Annotated in this window: 13 protein-coding genes; 4 read left to right on the top strand and 9 right to left on the bottom strand. The window is 63.8% G+C overall.

Annotated features, from left to right (window positions below; translation table 11 throughout):
- Positions 1-102 precede the first annotated feature (102 nt).
- Positions 103-1,185: an acyltransferase gene (locus PV761_RS07095; RefSeq protein ID WP_051628771.1), complete on the bottom strand. Its 1,083-nt coding sequence runs from the start codon at positions 1,183-1,185 to the stop codon at positions 103-105.
- 83 nt (positions 1,186-1,268) lie between these two features.
- On the opposite strand from PV761_RS07095, the gene rfbA reads away from it, so the two are divergent.
- Both rfbA and PV761_RS07085 read left to right on the top strand, forming a co-directional pair.
- Positions 1,269-2,132, top strand: a complete 864-nt coding sequence (gene rfbA / locus PV761_RS07090) for a glucose-1-phosphate thymidylyltransferase RfbA (protein ID WP_347895469.1) — start codon at positions 1,269-1,271, stop codon at positions 2,130-2,132.
- A 56-nt stretch (positions 2,133-2,188) separates the two neighbouring features.
- On the top strand, positions 2,189-4,186 hold the full coding sequence (locus PV761_RS07085; RefSeq protein ID WP_347895467.1) for a DUF6541 family protein: 1,998 nt from the start codon (positions 2,189-2,191) through the stop codon (positions 4,184-4,186).
- A 4-nt stretch (positions 4,187-4,190) separates the two neighbouring features.
- Here PV761_RS07085 and PV761_RS07080 read toward each other — a convergent pair whose 3' ends face one another.
- The 5 genes from PV761_RS07080 to glf all read right to left on the bottom strand — a co-directional run bounded on the left by PV761_RS07080 (position 4,191) and on the right by glf (position 11,263).
- Positions 4,191-6,335, bottom strand: a complete 2,145-nt coding sequence (locus PV761_RS07080; protein ID WP_347895465.1) for an acyltransferase family protein — start codon at positions 6,333-6,335, stop codon at positions 4,191-4,193.
- 124 nt (positions 6,336-6,459) lie between these two features.
- Complete coding sequence (locus PV761_RS07075) at positions 6,460-7,185, bottom strand: ABC transporter ATP-binding protein (RefSeq protein ID WP_028270175.1); 726 nt, start codon at positions 7,183-7,185, stop codon at positions 6,460-6,462.
- Positions 7,186-8,067, bottom strand: coding sequence for an ABC transporter permease (locus tag PV761_RS07070; RefSeq protein ID WP_028270176.1), 882 nt, complete (start codon positions 8,065-8,067; stop codon positions 7,186-7,188).
- On the bottom strand, positions 8,064-10,079 hold the full coding sequence (locus PV761_RS07065; RefSeq protein ID WP_347895463.1) for a glycosyltransferase: 2,016 nt from the start codon (positions 10,077-10,079) through the stop codon (positions 8,064-8,066). The genes PV761_RS07070 and PV761_RS07065 overlap by 4 nt, the downstream gene beginning before the upstream one ends.
- Complete coding sequence (glf, locus tag PV761_RS07060; RefSeq protein WP_347895461.1) at positions 10,076-11,263, bottom strand: UDP-galactopyranose mutase; 1,188 nt, start codon at positions 11,261-11,263, stop codon at positions 10,076-10,078. The genes PV761_RS07065 and glf overlap by 4 nt, the downstream gene beginning before the upstream one ends.
- Positions 11,264-11,461: 198 nt before the next feature.
- On the opposite strand from glf, the gene PV761_RS07055 reads away from it, so the two are divergent.
- Positions 11,462-15,520: an FtsK/SpoIIIE domain-containing protein gene (locus PV761_RS07055; protein WP_347895459.1), complete on the top strand. Its 4,059-nt coding sequence runs from the start codon at positions 11,462-11,464 to the stop codon at positions 15,518-15,520.
- On the opposite strand, the gene PV761_RS07050 is transcribed toward PV761_RS07055, so the two are convergent.
- Positions 15,477-15,836, bottom strand: a complete 360-nt coding sequence (locus PV761_RS07050; RefSeq protein WP_347895457.1) for a hypothetical protein — start codon at positions 15,834-15,836, stop codon at positions 15,477-15,479. The two genes, PV761_RS07055 and PV761_RS07050, sit on opposite strands and share 44 nt — an antisense overlap.
- Before the next feature lie 385 nt (positions 15,837-16,221).
- Here PV761_RS07050 and PV761_RS07045 point away from each other — a divergent pair, with 385 nt between their 5' ends.
- A complete protein-coding gene (locus tag PV761_RS07045) occupies positions 16,222-16,470 on the top strand; it encodes a WhiB family transcriptional regulator (protein WP_003804966.1) in 249 nt (82 codons plus the stop codon).
- A gap of 93 nt (positions 16,471-16,563) precedes the next feature.
- Here the strand turns inward: PV761_RS07045 and PV761_RS07040 are convergent, their stop codons facing one another.
- Both PV761_RS07040 and PV761_RS07035 read right to left on the bottom strand, forming a co-directional pair.
- The gene (locus PV761_RS07040; protein WP_028270180.1) at positions 16,564-18,033 is read right to left on the bottom strand and encodes a PAS domain-containing sensor histidine kinase; all 1,470 of its coding nucleotides are present in this window, start codon (positions 18,031-18,033) and stop codon (positions 16,564-16,566) included.
- Between the two features lie 33 nt (positions 18,034-18,066).
- The gene (locus PV761_RS07035) at positions 18,067-22,920 is read right to left on the bottom strand and encodes an NAD-glutamate dehydrogenase (RefSeq protein ID WP_347895455.1); all 4,854 of its coding nucleotides are present in this window, start codon (positions 22,918-22,920) and stop codon (positions 18,067-18,069) included.
- Between the last annotated feature and the right edge of the window lie 35 nt (positions 22,921-22,955).

Below are 22,955 nucleotides of genomic sequence, written 5' to 3'. Positions count from 1 at the left end.
CGAAAACAGAAAACACCCGCCGATCAACACACCGGCACGAACCAGCGACCATCACCGACCATCATGAAAAATCGAGGTTAGCCCGTCACAAGCGACAGGCCTCTAGACGCTTTTCTTCGCCCGACGCATTACCGGGCGTTCAATGAACAGCCAGCTGGCGGCTGCCAGCGGAATAGTGCACAGGGTCGCGGCGATGGTGAACCACCAGACTCCCCAGTGATATGCGCCGAAAACCGCCAGCAACTGCTGAACGGGAAACGCGTAGATATACGCCCCGTAGGAGATGTCATTCTTTGCGACCATCGCAGGCTGCGGCAACCAGGTGGATATCCACAGGAGTCCGTACGCAATAAACGGCGCCGCGAGCTGCCCGCCGAACCCCGGAACCCACAGAATCAATGCAGCAGCTATCGCGACAGCCACGGGACCTGCCACCCGGTGGATGCCAAGACGTGAACTCAGCACCTGGACTACGGCACCGCCGAGGAAGTACGGGATCAGCCGGGCCGCCAGTTCAAAGTCCAGGTTGGACTGCATGTAGGGCTTTAGCATGCCGATATTTGCCCACAGCACAACGCTGAGTCCAAACGCGGCAATGACGGGCCACGGGGTCTTCTTGACGATCGGCAGGAACCCGAGGAAGGCCACGAGCAGGTAGCACATGAACTCGAAATACAGCGTCCAGAGCGACCCGTTCCAAGCTCCCGGGTAGGGAACCGCTGCAGGCGTGCCCGCGATGTCGTAGCTGACAATGCGGAGCGAGAGGTTTGCGAATATCGAGTTCAGCGGCGTGGTGGGCGTGGACATGAACCCCAGCAGGTTCCCGCGCTGAACCAGGTAGGCAACCGGTGCAAAGACAAAAGCCATCATGACAAGACACACGATGAACGCCGGGAAGATCCTGGCCACACGGTGCACCAGGTACGGGCCGATCCGATTGCTGAACCTGCTTGCCGTGATCAGATAGCCGCTGATGCCAAAGAACCCGGCGACGGCCCACCCGCCCAGGTTCTCCCCTTGGAAGGTCGGCCCATTCCCCGCACCAACGATGTGCCAGCTGTGCGCGAACAGCACCGCCAGTGCAAGAACCAGCCGGATAAGGTTGAGGCTGTTTCCCCTGGGGTCGAGTGCCCGCCCCAGTTGGGGCGCCGGAACGGCCTTGGGTTTCAGAGTGAGAGTGCTCAAACCTTTGCTTCCTTTGGGTGTCGGCAGACGGTCCATTCTACAGCGTTTGGCGTCTCGGCCTTCGGTACGGGAGGATGGGGACCATGCGTGGAATTATTCTGGCCGGCGGAACTGGGTCCCGGCTGCACCCGATTACTCTTGGCATCAGCAAGCAGCTCGTCCCTGTTTACGACAAGCCGATGATCTACTATCCGCTGTCCACGCTCATTCTTGCCGGCATTCGCGACATTCTCATCATCACCACTCCCCACGATGCAGATCAGTTCAAGCGGCTGCTCGGAGACGGTTCGCAGTTCGGTATCAACCTTACTTACGTGCAGCAGCCCTCTCCGGACGGCCTGGCACAGGCGTTCATCCTTGGAGCGGACCACATCGGCGACGAGACGGTCGCCCTGGTGCTTGGTGACAACATCTTCTATGGCCAGGGCATGGGCACCCAGCTCCGGCGCCACGCTGACATCAAGGGCGGTGCGGTGTTCGGCTACTGGGTCAATGATCCGAAAGCGTACGGTGTCGTTGAGTTCGACGACGACGGCAAAGCACTCTCCCTGGAGGAGAAGCCGGCAAAGCCGCGCAGCCACTACGCCGTTCCCGGCCTCTACTTCTATGACAACGACGTCATCGACATTGCCGGGAACCTCAAGCCCTCCCCTCGCGGCGAGCTCGAGATCACCGACGTGAACCGTGCCTACCTGGAGCGCGGTGATCTTCAGGTGGAGATCCTCCCCCGCGGTACAGCGTGGCTGGACACCGGAACATTCAACGACCTCAGTGACGCCTCGAACTTCATCCGTACGGTTGAAAACCGCCAGGGACTCAAAATCGGCGCCCCGGAAGAAATCGCCTGGCGCCAGGGTTTCCTGACCGACGACGAACTTCGCGAACGTGCTGAACCGCTGGTCAAGAGCGGCTACGGAAGCTACCTTCTGGGCCTCTTGGAGAACTAGGGCATCTCCGGCCAGCTGGCGGGACTGCCGCCGTCGTATTTTCGAGTGGAGTCTCAATGAGTTGGTTTGCTACCGTGCCCGTCGTTCTGGCGTGCCTGCTTTTGCTGTTTGCGCCGGGCACGCTGGTGCTTGCCGGACTCGGGCTGCAGCGCTGGTCCTACCTGGCCCTCGCGCCCGTTCTGACCGTCAGCCTCGTAGCGGTCACTGCCATAGCGGCACCGTATCTGGGAATCGGCTGGTCCCCCCTTCCAGTTGCCGTCTCCACTGTTCTGGTCTCCGGCGTGCTCTTCGGAGTCCGAAAGATCCGTAGTCGCAGCGCCGGGCCCGGCGCATCGCTCCGCGCACGTCGGGCACTGCGTAAGCCGGCCAAAGCGGACATCGTAGCTGCCGTGGGCTTCCTCGCAGGCTCGAGTGCCATCGCGCTGCAACTCCACCGGGCTTTCGGCAGGCCGGAAAACATCTCCCAGACGTTCGACAATGTCTTTCACCTCAATGCGATCCGGTACATCCTGGATTCGGGCAACGCTTCGTCCCTGACCCTTTCCGGCATGACCAGCGGCGACAGCCCGCCCTATTTCTACCCTGCCGCGTGGCACGGGCTGGCATCCCTCCTGGTCCAGATGACCGGCGCCCAGATCAGCGTCGCCGTCAACATCGTCAACCTGGTTGTTGCCGCGGCCGTCTGGACAGCAGGCTGCATGTTCCTGGCGCGGACAGTCATCGGACCAAACGCCTACGCCGTTGCCGCCGCCGGCGTGCTGGCCGCCGGGTTTGGATCATTCCCGTTGCTGTTGCTGGACTTCGGGGTGCTCTACCCGAACTTCCTGTCCGTCAGCATGATTCCGGCCGCCTTGGCAAGCGTCAGCATATTCTTTGGCGTCAGCGATGCTCCGGGCGCCATGGGGATGGCACGGTACGTCCTGGCCCCCGTGGCCGCAATCGGCGTCGCCCTGGCGCATCCAAACGGGCTCATGTCCCTGCTGGCCTTGTCGATCCCCATCCTTCTGGTGTCCTTCGTCGCGTTCTCGCTGGCAAGGTACAGGAACGGTCATGGCCACAGGGGAACCCTTCTCATGGGGGCCGGGCTGCTTGGAATTCTCGGCGTCATCGCGGTCATGTGGAAGTACATTCGTCCGCCCGCGGCGGCGGCAACCTGGCTTCCTTTCCAGACACCCGGCCAAGCCGTGGGTGAGATCCTCACCAACTCCGCAATGCAGCGTCCGCCAGCCTGGGCTGTGAGCATCCTGCTGATCACCGGCGTTGTGGTCCTGTGCCGCCGTCACAAGCGCATCTGGCTCCTCGGCTCGTTCGCCGTCATAGCCGCCCTGTTCATCGTCGTCTCCGCCGGGCCGACCGGGTGGCTGCGCAATACGCTGACCGGTGTCTGGTACAACGACAGTTACCGCCTTGCGGCCCTCCTGCCCGTTGCCGCCGTCCCGCTGGCAGCTGCCGGAGCGGGCTGGCTTGTCGGAAAGCTTCAGCACGTCTGGGTGACGCACCGTGATTCGCTGAAGGCCGTCCCTGCCGGAATCCGGAAATCCCGCCTCGTGGTGTCCGCTGTGGTGCCGCTGGCACTCCTTGGCCTGATTCTGGCCGCCCAAACAGTGCCGCTGGGTGCTTCCATCCAGTCGGCCAAGGTCAATTACTCAACAACCCCGGACTCGGCCCTGGTCAGTTCAGACGAGATGGCCCTGATCGACGAGCTGGATGACCTCGTCCCCGCCGATGCAACCATCGCCGTCAACCCTTGGACCGGAGGCGCAATGGCCTTTGCGATCGCCGACCGCAACACCACGTCCAAGCACACGCTCACCACATACACGAAGGCCACCGAACTGCTGAACGACAAGTTGCGGGAGGCTGGCACCGATCCTGCCGTTTGCGACGCCGCCCGCGCGGACAACGTCCGCTATGTCCTCGATTTTGGAACGCGGGAAGTCCACGGCGGAAACCATGGTTTCGTGGGCCTGCAGATACCCGACGCGACGCCCGGGTTTAAACTGCTGGCCCGCCACGGTGACGCCAAGCTGTTTGAAGTGACCGCCTGCTACTGACGTTTTAGAGCCGGAGCATCCTCGCCAGCGGCGATGCGAGCGTCCTGGCATAGCTGTTGGTCATGTGGTTGTCCCGATAGACCATCACGTTGCCGATGACGGACGGGCAGCGGCCGTCGGTGCAAAAGTACGGGTACAGGTCGACCACGTCCACACCGGGAACCCTCGCGGCAGCCGCAGGCAAGGGATCGACCGGGCGGTCCCCGACGGCCTGCTGGATGACGCAGGCGTCCGAGCCGCTGCCGTTCGCCTGCACGCAGTCCGGTGCGGCGAACTCGGGATACGGAATATCCATTACGACCGAGACCCTGATTCCGGCGTCCCGAAGCGGCTTCAGCAGGCCCGCATAGCCCGAGACCAGGGCCTCCGGGTCCTTCCACCCCCACTGAAGGGCCCGTTCATAGCCTGCGGGCGTCATGCCCGAGACCACTACCAGGTCAGGTTTCAGGCGCAGGATCCGGCCCAGCGTCTCCCGGTTCTGGTTGGAGCAGTTATGGAAGACCGTGTCTGCGGATTCCGGCGGGGCCAGGGAGAACGGGCAGCCGTTCCGGACCATCGCGTGGACGTTCCAGCCGGACTGCTCCCCCACCAGCAGCAACGGATCCACCAGTTGCGCTGCGTGCGAGTCACCAACGACGATCATGGTCTTCCCGGCGTCGGCACTCCCGTAGCGGCACTTCTCCTCGCCCATTTTCGCCGGATCGAACGCTCCGCATTCGTTGCCGCCTGTCACGGGAACATCCTTCATCGCCACGGCCGGATCGGGCCGCACCGCCAGTCCTGAAGGCACCGCCGCCGGCCGGTCACCATCGAGCGCCATTGCTCCCGGATACTGACGCAAGTTAAGGGCCCCGTCCAGCTGCTGAGATTTCGCCTCAACGATTCCCCAGGGAGCGAGTGCGGTCAGCGTGGTAGCTGCAACCAGCCCGGCTGCCAGGACAAAGGCCTTGCGATGGCCCATGTGCCTCAACCCTCGGACGGGGACCTCCACGCCACCGTGCCCGCCATCGTGGCGGAACTTCTGCTCGACAAGGTAGTAGGACGCCACCGCCGCCACCAGACTGATGGCGGCCATTGCGGAGCCATGCAGGAGCCCCGGCGCCCTCCCCAGAAAGAACACATACAGGACAACCACGGGCCAGTGCCACAGGTAAAGGGAATAGGAGATGTCGCCGAGGAACTTCGCCGGACCGGTTGAGAGCAGCGAGGACGCGCTGAACCGGCCGTTACCCGGCTTCACTACCGAGGCGGCCGCTGCAGAGTGGTTGCCCGCAGCCGTCGTGCCTGCGGCCAGAACGAAAACGGTGGCCGCAACGGGTAGCAGTGCGACGTAACCCGGGAAGGCCATGGACGTGGAGAACGTGAAGGCGCACCACATAACGCCCAGCAGTCCGGCCCATCCAAGGAGCATTCGTAACCGCTCCCCAAGCTGGAACCGCGGAAGAACCAGCGCCAGGATCCCGCCCAGCCCAAGTTCCCACATACGGGTAGTGGTGGCGAAATAGGCGACGTCGTGGTCGGAGACCGAGAAGAAGGCGCTGTGGAGGAACGACGCCGCGGACAGTGCAACCAGCAGGTAAAGGCACAGCGATTTCTTGGCCATCCCGGTCCTTGTTGCCCACGCGGCCGCGGCGATCAGGCAGAGCGGGATAATTACGTAGAACTGCTCCTCCACGGCCAGCGACCAGTAGTGCTGGACCGGAGAGACGAGGGCCGTGGCTCCTTCGTAGCTGCCGGAACCGAAGGCCTGGTTCCAGTTCTGCACCTGGAGGGCGGCCATGATCACGTCAAAGGAAATTGACTGCCAGCGGCTCTGCGGGAGCAGCAGCACCATGGCCGCCAGCGTTGCCACCAGGACCAGGCTGGCGGCAGGGAGCAGCCGCCTGATCCGTTTGGCGTAGAAAGACCGGAGTGCGATTCGTCCGGTCGCTTCGATTTCGCGCACGAGCGATCCCACAATGAGGAAACCAGAGATGACGAAGAATACGTCCACGCCGACGAAACCGCCGGGCAGCACCGCCGGCCAGATGTGGTAGATAATCACCAGCCCCACGGCCACTGTCCGGAGGCCCTGGATGTCGCGCCTGGGTGCAGGACGGTTCGGGGCTGGCGGCGCAGCAAGGGATGCGGGCGCGGGCAGAGCGGGCACAACTATCCTTCCGGTTGAGAGCGATAGTTGTCCGCTCCGTTGCTGGACTATCCGTACGAAACGGATTGGTGCCGTGGCTGGCCGGCGACGGCGGCGCCGGAACTCTGGTTAGCCGGAACCCTGGCTAGGAGCGCAGCAGCGCCACGGCGTCGTGAATTGAACCGTCAAACTTTACGACGCCGTGCTCCAGCAGGATTCCGCGGGCACAAATGCGGGAAACAAGGTCGAGGTCATGGCTGACCACCACGAGCGTCTTGCCGTTCTGTGCGAGTTCCTGGATTTTGCTGATGCATTTCCGTTGGAACGGCTCGTCACCGACTGCAAGGATCTCGTCGATGAGGAACACCTCCGGGTCGGTGTGGACCGCCACGGAAAACGCCAGCCGGAGATACATGCCCGAAGAGTAGAACTTCACCTCGGTGTCAATAAACTGGCCGATTTCGGAAAACTCGACAATGTCATCGAACCGGTCGTTGACCTGTTGCTCGGTCATGCCCAGGATGGCACCGTTGAGGAACACGTTGTCGCGGCCCGAAAGATCAGGGTGGAATCCCGCGCCCACTTCGATGAGGCCGGCGACGCGGCCCCTGGTCCGCACTGTGCCGGAGTCGGGAAGCATCACGCCGGAAATGTGCTTCAGCAGCGTGGACTTCCCCGAGCCGTTCAGTCCCAGGAGCGCAACCGTCTCTCCCGTTTTTACCTCTACGGAGACATTCTTCAATGCATGGAACTTCTCGGACAGGTCGCCCTTTCGCCCTTTGGCGAGCCAGACGACGGCTTCCTTGATCGACCGTGTGTGGCGAAGCACGAACTGCTTGCTGATGTCAGAGACTTCGATTGCGTTGACCACTCACAGCTCCTGCGCGAAGCGGCCTTCGAGCCGCCGAAAGGTTAATTGGCCCAGGACGAGGACCAGCAGGGCAACGCCCAGTCCGACCGGTGTCCAGAGGCTGAACAGGTTCGGCGGAACGGCCGCGGAGCCGTCCGTCGTCGGGAACCAGAAAGCATAGTGGAACAGTTCGACGCCGATCGTCACCGGGTTGGCCTGATAGACCGCGAAAGCCGCGGCGCCAAGCTTCTCCTGCACCATCGTCCACGCGTACATCACCGGCGACGCCCAGGTGGCCACCATCAGCAGCATGTCCACGAGGTTTTCGGAGTCGCGGAAATAGACGTTGGCTGCGCCGAACAACAGCCCCAGACCGGTTGCCAGCAGGCCGACGATCACAAAGCCGGCGACCGCGGCCAGGAGCTGGAACACGTCCGGATGCCATCCTGCGATGAGGCAGCCCGCCACGAGAACCACAAGTTGCGGGAAAAAGTGGACACCTGACACCCAGACGGACGCGACGGGGAACAGCTCGCGGGGGAGGTAGATCTTTTTGATCAGGTTGCCGTTGTTGACTATTGACCGGGCCGCGTTACCCAGCGCCTCGGAAAAGAAGTTGATCAGGACAATGCCCGAAAACAGGTACACGGCGTAATTGGACAATCCCTCGGGGTTCCTCGGACTGCGTTCAAGTCCGAGGAACACCCCCAAAGCCACGTAGAAAACAATGAACTGCACACCGGGCTTCACGTAGGACCACAGGAGTCCAAGAACGGAGCCCCGGTAGCGGACCTTGAGTTCCTTCCGCACCAGGAGTTTCAGCAGGAACCCCGACTGGCGAAGATCGCGCAGGCCGCCGCCCAGTCCGGGCGTGGTTAGTTCCCCAGGAGTAGTCGCGCTCACTTGATCTCGTTCTGAGTGTGCTGCTCGAACGTCTTCCTCCAGGACTCAATCGACGTGAGGTCGTTCATTGCAGCCTTGTACTTCTTGCTGAGCGCCGGCCAGTCCTTCAGGAGTTCAGCGTGCAGCCGTGCGCTTTCAGCCAGCATCTTCCGAAGCTGTTTCGGATCGCGGCGGTACCAGGACGCACCGGTTCCTTCGGCGTTGGACACTACTGCGCTGTCGTACTGGGCCATCCGCCACCAGCGGTTGTCCTGGTGGGCAACAGTCGCCTGCGGCCGCTCGGCGCTGGAACCGCTAACCGGAGTGGCAAGCTGCCGGATGACAGTCTTTGCGGCCCACGGCAGCAGCGATACCTTGGACGGCTGGGATATCCCGTGTCCCCGGCGAGGGGGCTTGTCCATCTTGGGTGCAGGGAATTCATCCGGATCGGGGCGGATCACTGAATCCGAATAGCCGGACATCATTTCCCGGATCTGCGGCAGTTTGGTCGGGAGCAGCTCCCGCAGGGCCTCGGGGCCCTTAAGGATGTCCTCGAGCGCCCAGCCGCGGCCCTGGGCCGTGGCGTACTGCATCGACACCATGTGCTTCACGTCGATGTACTGCGATTCCCGGACAACGCGTCCGCCATGTTCATAAGGGCTGTGCAGCAGGGCCGCAATGACGCGGTTGCGGGCATGGAAGTAAGCCTGCCAGCCCACCAGGTCGTCCTTGTCGATCCAGGAGACATGCCAGACGGCCGAGCCGGGCAGGGAAACCGTGGGGAACCCGTGGGCCTTCGCCCGAAGACCGTATTCGGAGTCGTCCCATTTGATGAACAGCGGAAGGGAGAGCCCGATTTCGCGAATGACCTTCGTGGGGATCAGGCACATCCACCAGCCGTTGTAGTCCACGTCGCAACGGCGGTGCAGCCAGGACGTCTGGCGGAGGTTCGACGACATGAAGTCGTGCCCCAGAATCATTTCCTCGCTGGGCAGCGAGGGCTGGAACCGGTAGGGGTTCACGATCTCGCCGAACGTGTGCAGAACCGTCCGGTTGTAGAGGTCGAACATGTGCCCGCCCACGATGGTCGGGGTCTTGCAGCGGTCCGCGAAGGTCAACAGGCGGATGATGCTTTCCGGTTCGACAACGACGTCGTCATCCATCAGCAGGACGTAGTCGCTGCCGTTCTCCACTGCCTCAAACATCCCGCGGGCAAACCCGCCGGAGCCTCCGAGGTTGGACTGGTTAATGATCCGCAGTTTCCCCTGCAGGGAATCCTGGACCTCGTCGAAGCCCTCGGCATCCGCGACCTTCTGCGATCCCTGGTCCACGATCAGGATTTCCTTGACGTGCTCCAGCGCCTCGCCGTTCTCGGCAAGGAGCCTCAGGTTGTTGAGGCAGAAGTCGGTCTTGTTCAGCGTCGTGATCTGCAGGGTTACAGAACCGGCATTGCTCTCGGCTGCCGGGCCCTGCCATTCCGCGTCGAGCATGACGAGCGGTTCCGAGCCGGCCACGAGGTCGAACCAGTACCAGCCGCCGTCGCCGAACGGCGCGAGGGACAGATCGAAGAAGTTCTCCGAGATTCCTTCGACCCTGCGGGTGTCCACACGCTGGAGCGAACCGCGGGCGTTGGACTTGTAGACGATGACCGAGCCGGTGCCCTGGGTGCGGACGTGGAGGCGAATTTTCTCAACAGTGGTCCACCGCCGCCAGTAGCTGGCGGGAAACGCGTTGAAGTAGCTGCCGAAGGAAACCCGTTCGCCGGACCGCACGGACGTGGAGAACCGGGAAAGGAAGTCCTCCACGTGGGCTTCCTTCGTAGGGCTGCTGAAGGCCTGCGGTTTGCTGGCTTTTCCGTCGCGGTCGCCGACGGTGGGCAACTGGATGCCGGTGGCCGTGCCCATGTCCATGTACAGGGGCACCGTGTCCATCTGGCTGGAGCTCGGCAGGATGACGCGCTGAAGCGTATCCCAACGCTGTTCGCTGGACTCCAGGCTGTCGGTGCCCTTCGGGCTTTCGGTTGAGACACTCATGCGTCTACGCCTCCGCTTTCAAGCTTTGCGCCACTCTCAAAATGCGGCCGGATCTGGTTGTCAAACATGGTCAGGGCTGAGCCGATTGCCATGTGCATGTCGAGGTACTTGTACGTGCCCAGGCGGCCGCCGAACAGTACATCGCTCTCCGCGGCCGCGAGGTCGCGGTACTTCAGCAGGCGTTCGCGGTCGGCGGCAGTGTTGATCGGGTAATAAGGCTCATCGCCCTTCTCCGCCGCGCGGGAGAACTCGCGCATGATGACGGTCTTTTCCGTCTGGTAGTCGCGCTCGGGGTGGAAATGGCGCGGTTCGATGATGCGCGTATAGGGGACGTCGTCGTCGTTGTAGTTGACCACCGACGTTCCCTGGAAGTCGCCGACGTCGAGCACTTCTTCCTCGAAGTCGATCGTCCGCCAGGACAGGTCGCCTTCCGCGAAGTCGAAGTACCGGTCCACCGGCCCCGTGTAGATCACCGGGATCTGGCCAACGACCTTGTTCTTGCTGTACTCGTGCGACTCATCGAAGAAGTCGGTGTCGAGCCGGACCTCGATGTTCGGGTGCTCCGCCATCTTCTCGATCCACGCGGTGTAGCCGTTGGTCGGCAGTCCCTCGTACTTGTCGTTGAAGTAGCGGTTGTCGTAGTTGTAGCGCACCGGGAGGCGGGAGATGATACCCGCGGGCAGGTCCTTCGGATCCGTCTGCCACTGCTTGCCGGTGTAGTGCTTGATGAACGCCTCGTACAGCGGACGTCCGATCAGCTGGATGCCCTTGTCGTTCAGGTTCTGGGGATCGGTGCCTGCGAGCTCGCCGGCCTGCTCCTTGATGAGGGCCTGCGCCTGTCCCGGCGTGAGGTTTGCGCGGAAGAACTGGTTGATCGTGGCCAGGTTGATCGGCAGCGAGTACACCTCGCCCTTGTGGACTCCGTAGACCTTGTGCACGTAATTCGTGAACGTCGTGAACCGGTTGACGTACTCCCAAACACGCTCGTTGGACGTGTGGAACAGGTGGGCACCGTACCGGTGCACTTCGATGCCGGTCTGCTCTTCCTTTTCGCTGTAGGCATTGCCGCCGATGTGGTGGCGGCGGTCGAGGACAACGACCTTCAAGCCAAGCTCAGTGGCGGCCTGTTCTGCGATTGTCAGGCCGAAAAAGCCCGACCCTACGATGACGAGGTCAGCGGTCACAAAATCTCCTGGTTCGAATGCGGGCAGCCCAATGTTGTGCATTGGCTGCTGCTCTAGCCTACCCGAGACTACGCCGACACTAACGATTCGAAGGAGCTGGCAGGGCTTATCCACATAGTGCGTTGGGGGCGATGCCCCGCTGCCCTGCCAGCCGGTAGCTTGGGCAGAAACCACCTCCTCCCCAAGGGAAAGCACCTGATGACGCTCCACTGCACCCTGGTCCGCGGCCCCGATGCCGCCAGTCCGGGACCACCGCTCGAACTGACCGTCGAGGCGCCACCGGGAGGCTCCGGGCTCATGCTGCAGCAGGCATTAGCGCAGGAGTACGATGCTCGTGAACTCTCCGTGTCCGGCCTTCCCTTGTGCAGCCTGGTCGTTGGTCTACCGCCGCTGGTTACCGGGGCGGTCATCGTTGACGGCGCCCGGGAGCGCCCGCCGCAAAGCGGCGACGGAAGGGCCGAGACTCTGCTGGTTGCCGTACACAGCGGTCCGGCGGCGGGGACGGTGCTGCCGCTGAGGCGCGGCAGCTACCGGATCGGCCGGAGCGGTACAGAAATCGCCTTACCGGATGCTGCCCTCTCCCGCGAGCACGCCAGGCTGGATGTCACTGACACGGCCGTCACCATCACCGATTTGGACAGTGTCAACGGGACCTTCGTCGACGGGAAGCGGGCGGGGCATGCCGCGGTCTCAACAGACTCGCTCATCAGCTGCGGAAATTCGACGCTGTCCATTGTGTTCGGGGCTGGTCCTGCTGGACGTCTGCCGGAGTGGGAGGCCGCCGGATCCAGCGTGGTCGACCCCCTCACGATTCCGCACCGGCCGGAAGGCGGCAACCGGGGAATTCTCCTCCTCACAGCGATACTGCCGCTACTCATTGGCGTGGGCCTGGCCGTCATCACCGGAATGTGGATGTTCCTGGCTTTTACAGCCGTATCCGCTGTCTCTGTCCTGGTTCCCGTGCTCGCCGGCCGCCGTCAACGGCGGCGGCTCAAGGCATTGGTGGCTGCCGCCGTCGACGAGGACAGGGAACGACGACGCCGGGCCGCACCTTCCGCGGCCGAACTCGCCCTGAGCGGGCGCTCGGAACACACCGGCCGGCGGGGCGGGCCAGCCGTGCCCGACGATATCGGGCTTCGACTCGGAGTGGCCGAGCAACGGGCAAACATCAGACTGGACCCGGCCGACCCGGATTTCGAGGCGCCGGCGGCGGGCCTCATGCCGACTATCCTGCAGCTTTCGGACCTTACGCTTGTCCGCGGACCGCGGCAGGACGTGGCCGGGATGGTCAGGTTCATGCTGATGCAGCTCACAAGCTTCAGGTCAGCGGCCCGGACCCGGGTCGTTGTTCATGGAACACCCACCTCCCTGCCGCTGACTGCACGGTACCTAGCGCGGGTCATGCTGTCGCCCAATGCACGGACGACGTCGGAGCTTCTCGAACGCGGCATCGACCTGACCCGGGAGCGGGGCGTGCTGATACTGACACCTGATGTCCGCGGCGAGCCCCGGTCCCACGGCATGACTGCCGCCGCCATCAGCCGGGGCTGGCACGTTGTTGACTGTACCCAGGATGGCGACCCGCAGGAGGGCCACCCCGAATCGGGTGCGGTCATCGAACTGGGAGGAGCCGCCGCAAGGTTGCGGATTGAGGGCACGGCGACGGACTTCCTGCCCGACCTCGTCCCGGAGGGAGTCTTCGACCGGTATTGCCGGAACATGGCCGTGAAGCTTGAGCAGAGCCCGGATGCCACACCCGTCGTGCCGCAGAGTTGCTCGCTGGCTGAAGTCCTTCCTCATGCTGCACAAGACGTCTCGGGCCGCTGGGTTGCCGGCAGCACAAGGCCAGGACTCTGCGTTCCCATCGGGATGACTGCGCATGGGCCCCTCGTGGTGGACCTCGAGTCGGACGGCCCGCATTTTCTGGTGGCCGGAACCACCGGGTCCGGAAAATCCGAACTACTCCGGAGCCTGGCCGCTGGACTGGCACTCGGCCACCCGCCGGACCGGATCAACTTCCTCTTTTTTGATTTCAAAGGCGGTTCGGGCCTGGGACCGCTGACCGGGCTGCCCCATTGTGTGGGCATGTTGACCGACCTCACCAGAAACGAACTGGACCGCGCCCTGATTTCCCTGCGTGCGGAAATCCGGCACCGGGAAGAGTTGCTGCAGGCCGCGCAGGCTCCGGATCTGGCTGGCTATCGGGCCGTTGGCTCCCCGTCGGGTCCGCTCCCCCATCTGGTCCTCATCATTGACGAATTCCGCATGCTCGTTGAAGACGCCCCCGACGCCCTGAAGGAGCTGATGAGGATCGCGGCCGTCGGACGGTCGTTGGGCCTGCACCTGATCATGGCCACGCAGCGGCCCCAGGGCGCCCTTACGGCAGACATCCGCGCCAACGTCACCACAAGCATTGCCCTGCGCGTCCAGTCGGATATGGAATCGGTGGACATTATCAATTCACGGCTTGCCGCCTGCATTCCTGTGGCCAACCCCGGGCGCGCCTACCTCGCCCGCGGGTCGGAGGATCCGGTCGAGTTCCAAGCGGCGACGCTCGCGGGTGCCGCGGCAGCGGTGAGAGCATCGCCGGTCCGGGTTCGCCCTGCAGCCGAGGCCCTTGTGTCGCCAGTGGCCGGCCAGGAGGACGACGCTGACCCGGGGTGCCGGCTGTCGCCGGCCCGGGCAGCCGGTCCCATTGTGGAGTCGCTGGTGCAACTCTGGGACGGTCTGGGAGACCCGCCTCGCCGTCCCGTGGCGTTGCCCCTGCCAACGACAGTGCTCCTCCCCGAGGCCGGCAGAGAGTGCGGGCCCGATCCCGGCATCTGGTCCGTACCGCTCGGCCTGCTGGACGAACCGGACAGGCAACGGGTCTCCCGGCTGACGTGGCAGCCGGCCAACCATGGTCACTTGGCCTTGGTCGGCGGAACGGGAAGCGGAGTGGAAGAAGCCCTGGACCTAATACTTCAGCAGCTGATCCAACATGACACGGAATCGCATCTTTACCTGCTCGATGCCGGAAATGCCTTCAGCTCGGTCCGTTCCCAGCCCCGGGTCGGCGCGGCGGCCGGCCTCCACGAACTCCGCCGGGCCGTCAGGATCCTGGAACGTGTTGCCCTCGAACTTTCAGTGCGGCTCAGCGGCCCGACGGAGTCACTGCCGCCACCGATCGTCCTGGTGCTTTCCGGCTGGGGTTCATGGGTCTCATCACTCCGGGCCGGGCCACTGGCCTGGGCGGAAGACACCGTCCAGGACATCGTCCGGGACGGTGCCAAAGCGGGCGTGACGGTGCTCATTGCCGGAGACCGGGAGGTAGTAACGGCCCGGTACTTCGCCTCGATCCCCAACCGGGCCTACTTCCCCGCCAGCTCCACCGACGAGGGCCGGCTCGCCTGGCCACGGCTCCCCGACATACCGCTAATCCGCGGACGGGCAGTGATGTTCGGCCCGCTGACGGTCAGCCCGGCCTCAGCGGCCCAGTTTTACACAGCCCCTCGTGCGTCGACGGCAGCCCCTCCCACGGGCAAGGAACCGGCCGTCAGGCCCTTCAGAATTGAGGCCCTGCCCAGGCGTCTCAGCGTTGCGGATGTCCTGGCACGCGTCCCGGGCGTTCCCGCACCACCAGCCGGCACCGCTGCTGCAGCCGGACACGGCAACAGCAGCCGCCAGATACTTGTGGGGCTCGGCGGTGATGAACTTGTCCCGGCTGCAGTCCGTCTTCCACCGGGAAGCGTCCTACCGGTTCTGGGAGGCCCGTCTTCCGGCAAGAGTTCCCTTCTTGCAGCCATCCCGGAGCTCAACGCTGATGCTCCAGGATGGCTCTGCCCCGGCCCGGAAGATACAGCCGCCAGCTACTGGGCCGGCGTGCTGGCCAACGCTGAGGCGGGGACGCTTAACAAGGACGGGGTCCTGCTCGTGGACGATGCGGACACGCTGACCCCCGAGGCCCACCGGCATCTCGAGGCCCTGCATGGTTTTGGTTTGAGGGTAATCCTGACTGCGGGGTTCAGTCCTTCACTCAGCCAACGCGTCCCACTGGCTGCACATGCCCGGGGCCAGGGGGCCGGCATCCTGATCGCGCCACGGCACATCAGCGACGGCGATTTCTTCGGCATTCGCTTTGAGGTGGAAGCCAACCCGCCCGCAGGGAGGGCCGTCATCATTGCCGAGGGCCGGGCAGTGCCCGTTCAGTTGGCGGCCGGACCCGACTCCGGGGTCACAACGCCGGCGGAGCCCCGCCGGCACGTGAAGCAAAGCTGATCACGCGCTTGTTAAAGAGGAGGACCACGGCAATGACCGCAGGAACCAGCATCGCGAATCCCGCGGCAATGTAACCGCCGGTGAGCGTCGGAAATCCGATCGTCAGAACAAACAGCTGGGCCACCAAAGCCCCCGCCCGCGGCCAGCGGAATCCCCGGAACAGAAAATAGGCAACGGCGTAAAGCCAGGCCGAAAACGACAGCAGTAGTGCCAGGGTAAAAACAGCCCCCCAAAAGGAAAGGACGGGCGCTCCCGTGATCAGCTGAATTGCATACCAGCCCGCTGCCGCAAGAAGTGCCGTTGCTTCAGCGGCCACGATCAGGGACAGGACGGTGACCGGCGGCGGCCGGATGGCCCGAACTTCCGGAGAAACAGGGCGCGGGGATGCAACCGAATCGTCGGCATCGCCCGGCAAGCGGGGCTCGGGGCTGGCGTCGGAGTGGTCCTCTGGGGGTCTTGACACACTGGCACCATACCGGACATAGTCGACTCCGGGGAGAGCGCTGGCGAGCTATGTGACGTATCGCTCACGCTTATAAGGCACTTCGTGGACGATTACCCCTTGTTTACACAGCGTTAACATGACACGCTTAATTCAGATGACCAAGGGGACCCGGCTGGGTCCCTTTCTTATGTTGCTTCTAGTGAATATTTTCACAAGTGGCTAAAACGAGTTCCCAGGAATGGAGTGACTGATCAGCATGGATTGGCGTAACCGCGCAGCGTGCCTCGACAAGGACCCGGAGCTGTTCTTCCCAGTAGGAAACACCGGGCCCGCTCTCCTGCAGATCGAGGAGGCCAAGAGTGTGTGCCGCCGCTGCCCGGTGGTGGACACCTGCCTCCAGTGGGCCCTCGAATCGGGACAGGACGCCGGCGTCTGGGGCGGAATGAGTGAAGACGAGCGTCGTGCCCTTAAGCGCCGTGCTGCACGCGCTCGCCGGGCCTCCTGACCGTCTGAACTTCCGGCCTCCGGCCAAAGTGAAGCGGCCGCGGACTTCAGAGTCCGCGGCCGCTCCTATTTAAAGGTCGTTAGGGTTTCACCGTCACCGTTTTTGCAGGTTCAGGACGATCTGCACAGCGGTGCCGCCACCCTCGCGGGGTTTCCACTGGATACTCCCGCCCAGCTCACTGGTGACGAGGGTCCTGACGATCTGCAATCCCAGGCCTTCAACATGTGGCGTTTCCGGAAGCCCGACACCGTCATCGGCCACCGTCACGGTCAGGAACTCGTCGCCGTCGTCGCCCTCCGATCGGTCGGCGAGTAGCCAGACGGTTCCGGTCCGTCCCTCCAGGCCGTGCTCGACGGCGTTGGTCACGAGTTCGTTGATAACCAGGGCAAGCGGGGTGGCGAAGTCGCTGGGCAGTTCGCCGAACAGCCCGGACCTGGCGGTTTTGACTTGCTGCGACGGCGAGGCGACCTCGGCGGACAGGCGGAACTGACGTCCGATCAGCTCGTCGAAGTCAACGCTTTGCGTCAAACCCTGGGACAGCGTCTCGTGGACCAGGGCAATCGTTGCGACTCTCCGCATCGCCTGCTCCAAGCCCTGCTTGGCCTCATCACTGACCATCCGGCGCGACTGCATGCGCAGCAACGCCGCGACAGTCTGAAGGTTGTTCTTGACCCGGTGGTGGATCTCCCGAATGGTGGCGTCCTTGGTCACAAGCTCCATTTCACGGCGGCGGAGCTCGGAGACGTCGCGGCAGAGCACCAGGGCTCCGAACCTTTGCTGCTCATCGCGCAACGGGATGGCCCTAAGTGAGAGGCTGACTCCGCGGGATTCGATTTCGCTCCGCCACGGCATCCGGCCGGTGACCACGAGCGGCAGCGTTTCATCCACCATGCGGCGGTCCCGCAGCAGTCCCGCCGTAACCTCGGCGAGCGACCTGCCTTCAAGGGATTCACCGTCACCCAGGCGCCGGAATGCGGAGACGCCGTTGGGGCTTGCGTACTGCACAATCCCGTCTGCGTCGAGCCGGATCAGCCCGTCTCCCACGCGCGGCGCGCCGCGGCGGGATCCGGTGGGCGAGGCGAAGTCGGGCCACAGTCCGAGCGTTCCCATCCGGAGAAGGTCATAGGCGCACTGCCTGTACGTCAGTTCGAGCCTGGACGGCATCCGTGAACTGGACAAGTCCATGTGTGTGGTCACGACAGCGAGCGTCCGGCCGTTCCTGACCATGGGGACAGCCTCGACGCGGAGGGCCATGTCGCTGCTCCAGTTGGTCTCGCTGGAGCGCTCAATGGTCCGGCTGCTCCACGCCTTATCAACCAGCGGCTGCAGATCCGACCTGATCCCCTCCCCCACGAAGTCGGTGTGGAACACCGTGTGCGTGGTGGAGGGGCGGACGTGGGCCAAGGCCACGTAGCCGAACTCAGGATGCGGAAACCACAAGGCAAGGTCAGCGAAGGCGAGGTCGGCGACCATCTGCCAGTCGCCCACCAGGAGGTGAAGCCACTCGGCATCCCCCGGCCCAAAATCAGCGTGTTCCCTGATGGGGTCCGTAAAGATTGCCACTACACCTCCAGATTCGACGCAAGGAACGGATCCCTAGCGCCGGACGATTGACCTCAAGAGCCTCAATGCTACCGACAGTGACGCCATATCGTCCGCTTCGAGCGAGTTGACCTCCTCAAACATGCTCCTGGCACGGCCGAGCTGTTCGGCATTCAGGCCCTCCCACTCCAGTACCCGCTCCGCCGCGGGGGTTCCGGGCGACGTCGACTCAAGCACCGACGTCGTAATGTCCGAAATGGTGGAGTAGAGGTCATCACGCAAGGCGGCGCGGGCCAGCGCCTGCCAGCGGTCGCGGCGCGGGAGTTTGGTGATGCGTTCCAGGAGGGAATCGACGTGGAAGCGGTCGAACACCGTGTAATACACGTGAGCGATGTCTTCCACCGGCTCCGCATTGATGTGGGCGATCTTGGCAATGTCGAGCAGTACGAAGCTTTCGAACAGTTCGGCCCAGCGATGGGCGAGATCCTCCGGAAGCTCCCAGCTTCGGGCCTTTTCCAGCCATGCAGCCACCCGGGCGCGGTCCTCGCCCCGCAGGTAATCGAGGAGCCGTGCCCGCATCGGATCCATCAGCGGCTTGAACTCAGCCACGATTTCGGAGATCGGCCGGGAAGCGTTGCCCTGGCCGATCACCCAGCGGACAGCCCGGTCCAGGAGCCGGCGGATGTCCAGGTGGACGGTGCTCCAGTGCTCGGTGGGGAAGGAGGCCGGCAGTTCGTTGAGCTCGCCGACCATGATGTCCAGCTCGTAGATTTCGCGGAGGGCCACAAACGCCTTGGCCACCGCGGCTTCGTTGGCTGATGTCTCTTCGATGGTGCGGAAGGCAAACGTGATGCCGCCAAGGTTGATCATGTCGTTGGCCACCACCGTGGCGATGATCTCGCGCCGCAGCGGATGGCTGTCGAGCTCGACGTCGAACCTCTCCCTCAGCTGCTTCGGGAAATAGGAGCGCAGCGTCTGCCTGAACCACGGATCGTCGGCGAGATCGCTCTCACGCAGAGCCGTTGCAAGTTCGATCTTGGCATAGGCCGCCAGCACCGAGAGTTCCGGCGACGTCAGCCCCTGCCCCTGGGCCAGGCGTTCCCGGAGGGTCGCGGTTGTGGGCAGCGCTTCGAGCTCGCGCTTGAGGTCGGCGGACTTCTCCAGCCAGTCCATCAGCCGTTCGTAGCTGGGGCTCCACTCCGCCACCCGGATACGGTCATTGAGGAGCAGGATGTTCTGGTCAATGTTGTCTTCCAGGACGAGCCGTCCGACTTCATCCGTCATGGACGCCAGGAAATCGGCCCGCTCGGCGGACTCGAGCTTGCCCGCGGCGACCATCCGGTCGACGAAGATCTTGATGTTGACCTCGTGGTCCGAGCAGTCGACTCCGGCCGAGTTGTCGATGGCGTCCGTGTTCAGGATGACACCCTGAAGTGCTGCCTCAATGCGTCCGCGCTGGGTCATGCCCAGGTTTCCGCCTTCGCCGACCACCTTGACGCGGAGGTCACGCCCGTCAACGCGGATGGCGTCGTTGGCCTTGTCCCCCACCTCGGCATGCGTTTCGGTGCTTGCCTTGACGTAGGTTCCGATGCCGCCGTTGTACAGCAGATCGGCAGGCGCCAGGAGAATCGCGCGAAGGAGCTCAGGCGGGCTCAGCTCGGATGTGCCGTCCGGGAGTCCCAGGGCCGTCCGCACCTGGTCGGAGACAGGAATGGACTTGGCCTGCCGTCCGTACACGCCGCCGCCTTCGCTGATCAGGGCCTTGTCGTAGTCATCCCAGGAGGACCGCGGCAGGTTGAACAGCCTCAGCCGCTCTTCGTAGGACGCCGACTCGTCGGGATTCGGATCCAGGAAGATGTGGCGGTGGTCGAACGCGGCCAGCAGCCGGATGTGTTTCGACAGCAGCATGCCGTTGCCAAAGACGTCCCCGGACATGTCCCCGACGCCCACCACGGTGAACGGCTCCGACTGCGTGTCAAGGTCGAGTTCGCTGAAGTGGCGCTTGACCGATTCCCACGCGCCCCGGGCAGTGATCCCCATGGCTTTGTGGTCGTAGCCCACGGACCCGCCTGAAGCAAAGGCATCCCCGAGCCAGAAGCCGTATTCCGCCGAGAGCCCGTTGGCGATGTCCGAAAAGGTTGCGGTTCCCTTGTCTGCTGCGACAACCAGGTAATTGTCGTTGTCGTCGTAGCGGACGACGTCGGCCGGCGGAACTACAGCTTCACCGTCCGGCGTGGTGATCAGGTTGTCCGTCAGGTCCAGCAGGCCCCGGATGAATGTCTTGTAGCTTTCCACGCCCTCCGCCATCCATGCGGTCCTGTCAGCGGCAGGATCCGGGAGCTGCTTGGCGAAGAATCCGCCTTTGGCGCCGGTGGGCACAATGACGGCGTTTTTGACAGTCTGCGCCTTAACAAGGCCCAGGATTTCGGTCCGGAAGTCCTCACGCCGGTCGGACCAGCGCAGCCCGCCGCGGGCCACCTTGCCGAAGCGGAGGTGCACGCCCTCCACCCTGGGCGAGTACACCCAGATTTCAAACATGGGTCGCGGGAATGCCAGCCCGTCGATGGCGGCAGGATTCAGCTTGAAGCTCAGGTACGGCTTCTGCTGATAGAAGTTCGTCCGGAGCGTGGCCTCGATGAGGTTCGCGAAAGTCCGGAGCACGCGGTCGGCGTCCAGGGTGGCAACCTGTTCAATGGCAGCCGCCAGCTGCGCGCGGACGGTGGCTTGGCGCTCCGCCCGGACGTCGTCCTCGAGTGCGGGGTCAAAGCGTGCCGCGAAGAGGGCCACGAGCGAACGTGTCACGTCGGGATTTGCCAGGAGCGTGTCAGCGATGAATCCGAACGAATTTGTGTTGCCCATCTGGCGCATGTACTTCGCATACGCGCGGAGAACCACAATCTGGCGCCACGGCATGCGCTCGCGCAGGACCAGGCGGTCGAAGCTGTCCGACTCGACGTCGCCCGAAACGGCGGCGCCGAAAGCCTCCGCCAACAGCTGGCCCGTCGCGAGGGGAGCAACACCGGAGGGGTACTTCAGGCCCAGGTCGTACAGGAAGAAGTCCCGTTTGTCGGCCGTCTCGATTTCGAAGGGCCTCTCGTCGAGGACTTCGAGCCCCAGGTTGTGAAAGAACGGCAGGATCTGGCTGAGGCTCTTCGGCTCCAGCATGTAGAGCTTGACGCGGGCGTCCTCTTCGAGTGTTGCCCCTGCGCCCTCGGGCAGGTACACGTGCACGCCGGGCTTTTCGAGCCGTCCCTTTTCGGTCGGTTCGGCGGCGGAGCCGTACTTCTCAAAGCGCGCAATGTCCGTCAGCGCATCTTCAACCTCGTAGTCCACCCGGTAGCTGGCCGGGAAGGCCTCGGCCCAGGCAGAGGCAATCGCCTTGTTGTCGCCGTTGGCGCCGCTGGCACGCAGCACTTCCGTGATGCCCTCGCTCCATGAACGCGCCGCCCGGACAAGCCTCTTTTCAAGTTCCTCGACATTGACGTCGCTGACGTCGGCGTCCTTCGGAAGCCGGATCCGGAAGAAGAGCCTGGCCAGCGCGGATTCGGTCATCCTGGCTTCGTAGTCGATGGAGACGGCGTGAAAAGTCTCGCGGAGCTCCTGCTCGATGCGGAGGCGCACGTTGGTGGTGTAGCGGTCGCGGGGAAGGTAGACGAGTGCGGACATGAACCGGCCGTAGATGTCGGGCCTCAGGAACAAGCGTGTGCGCCGCCTCTCCTGCAGGCGTTGAATGCCTGTTGCCGTCGCGGCGAGGTCGGAAACCTCGATCTGGAACAGTTCATCGCGGGGGTACGTTTCAAGGATACCCAGCAGGTCCTTGCCCGAATGGGAGTGCGGCGGGAACCCGGCGCTGCGCAGGACGGCTTCGACCTTTTCGCGAACGATCGGAATGTTCCGGACCGAGCCCGCGTAGGCGCTGGTCGCGAAGAGGCCGATGAACCGCTGCTCGCCGTTGACGTTGCCGGCGGCGTCGAAGCTCTTCACGCCAATGTAGTCGAGGTAGGCCGGGCGGTGCACGGTGGAGCGGGAGTTGGCCTTGGTGATCACCAGAGCGCGCTTTTCCCGCGCCTTCCGCCGGCCGGCGACAGTGAGGTGCTGGACGTGGTGCCCGTCCGCGCCGCTGCGCAGCAGCCCGAGTCCGCTTTCCTCCCGCAGTTCCAGGACGTCTTCGCCGGACTCGTTGACCAGGTCATATTCCCGGTAGCCCAGGAAGGTGAAGTTTCCGTCATCGAGCCACCGGAGGAGGTCCTGGGCCTGGCGAAGTTCCTCGATCTGGGAGGCATTGGCCACGTTGTCCAGGTCCTGGGCGATCTGGAGGGCCTTGTTGCGCATCTTGGGCCAGTCTTCGACGGCCGCCCGCACATCGCCGAGCACGCGTTCAATGCCTTCGACGAGCCGCCCCCTGGCTTCCTCGCTGGCAAGGCCGATTTCGACGGCGATCCAGGACTCCATGTGCGAGGCGTTGTCACCCTGGGCAATCAGGTGTGACAGGCTCGGCATCGCGGCAGTGTCGCCGCTGGAGATGCCGATGCTGGATGGCACCCGGTCCACCTTCGTCAGCCGGGAGGTGGCGCGGTTGCGCGTGACGACGAACAGCGGGTGAAGGACAAGGTGGATTGCCGAATTCTGGCGGACGAGTTCGGCGTTGACGGAGTCCACCAGAAACGGCATGTCGTCCGTGACGATGTACACGACGCTGCAGTCCGACTCGTCCACGATCCTGATGCTGGCCGTGCCCGGGACGCGGACAGCGGCAACTTCGCGGTGGGTCTCGGCGCGGGCAGCCAGGACGTCAGGCGAATACGCCCGGGAATCCTCCTCCGCAAGGTGCTCGTAATAGTCTCCGAAGTACCCTTCACGGGCTCCGAGCAAAACGGACTGATCCTCCACATTGGAGCCAGACGACATCGACAAACGCCTCCATCACAAGTTCATGGCTGCCT

Origin of the sequence: Arthrobacter sp. CC3 (assembly GCF_039907775.1) — a bacterium.
GTDB lineage: Bacteria > Actinomycetota > Actinomycetes > Actinomycetales > Micrococcaceae > Arthrobacter.
The sequence above is the reverse complement of the archived record's forward strand: the minus strand, read 5'-3'. Positions and strand labels throughout refer to the sequence as shown.

What these genes read in the sequence shown, in the direction of transcription:
- rfbA (WP_347895469.1), top strand. Translation starts at nt 1,269, where the DNA reads ATGCGTGGAATTATTCTGGCCGGCGGAACTGGGTCCCGGCTGCACCCG.
- PV761_RS07085 (WP_347895467.1), top strand. Translation starts at nt 2,189, where the DNA reads ATGAGTTGGTTTGCTACCGTGCCCGTCGTTCTGGCGTGCCTGCTTTTG.
- PV761_RS07065 (WP_347895463.1), bottom strand. Translation starts at nt 10,079, where the DNA reads ATGAGTGTCTCAACCGAAAGCCCGAAGGGCACCGACAGCCTGGAGTCC.
- PV761_RS07055 (WP_347895459.1), top strand. Translation starts at nt 11,462, where the DNA reads ATGACGCTCCACTGCACCCTGGTCCGCGGCCCCGATGCCGCCAGTCCG.
- PV761_RS07045 (WP_003804966.1), top strand. Translation starts at nt 16,222, where the DNA reads ATGGATTGGCGTAACCGCGCAGCGTGCCTCGACAAGGACCCGGAGCTG.
- PV761_RS07035 (WP_347895455.1), bottom strand. Translation starts at nt 22,920, where the DNA reads ATGTCGTCTGGCTCCAATGTGGAGGATCAGTCCGTTTTGCTCGGAGCC.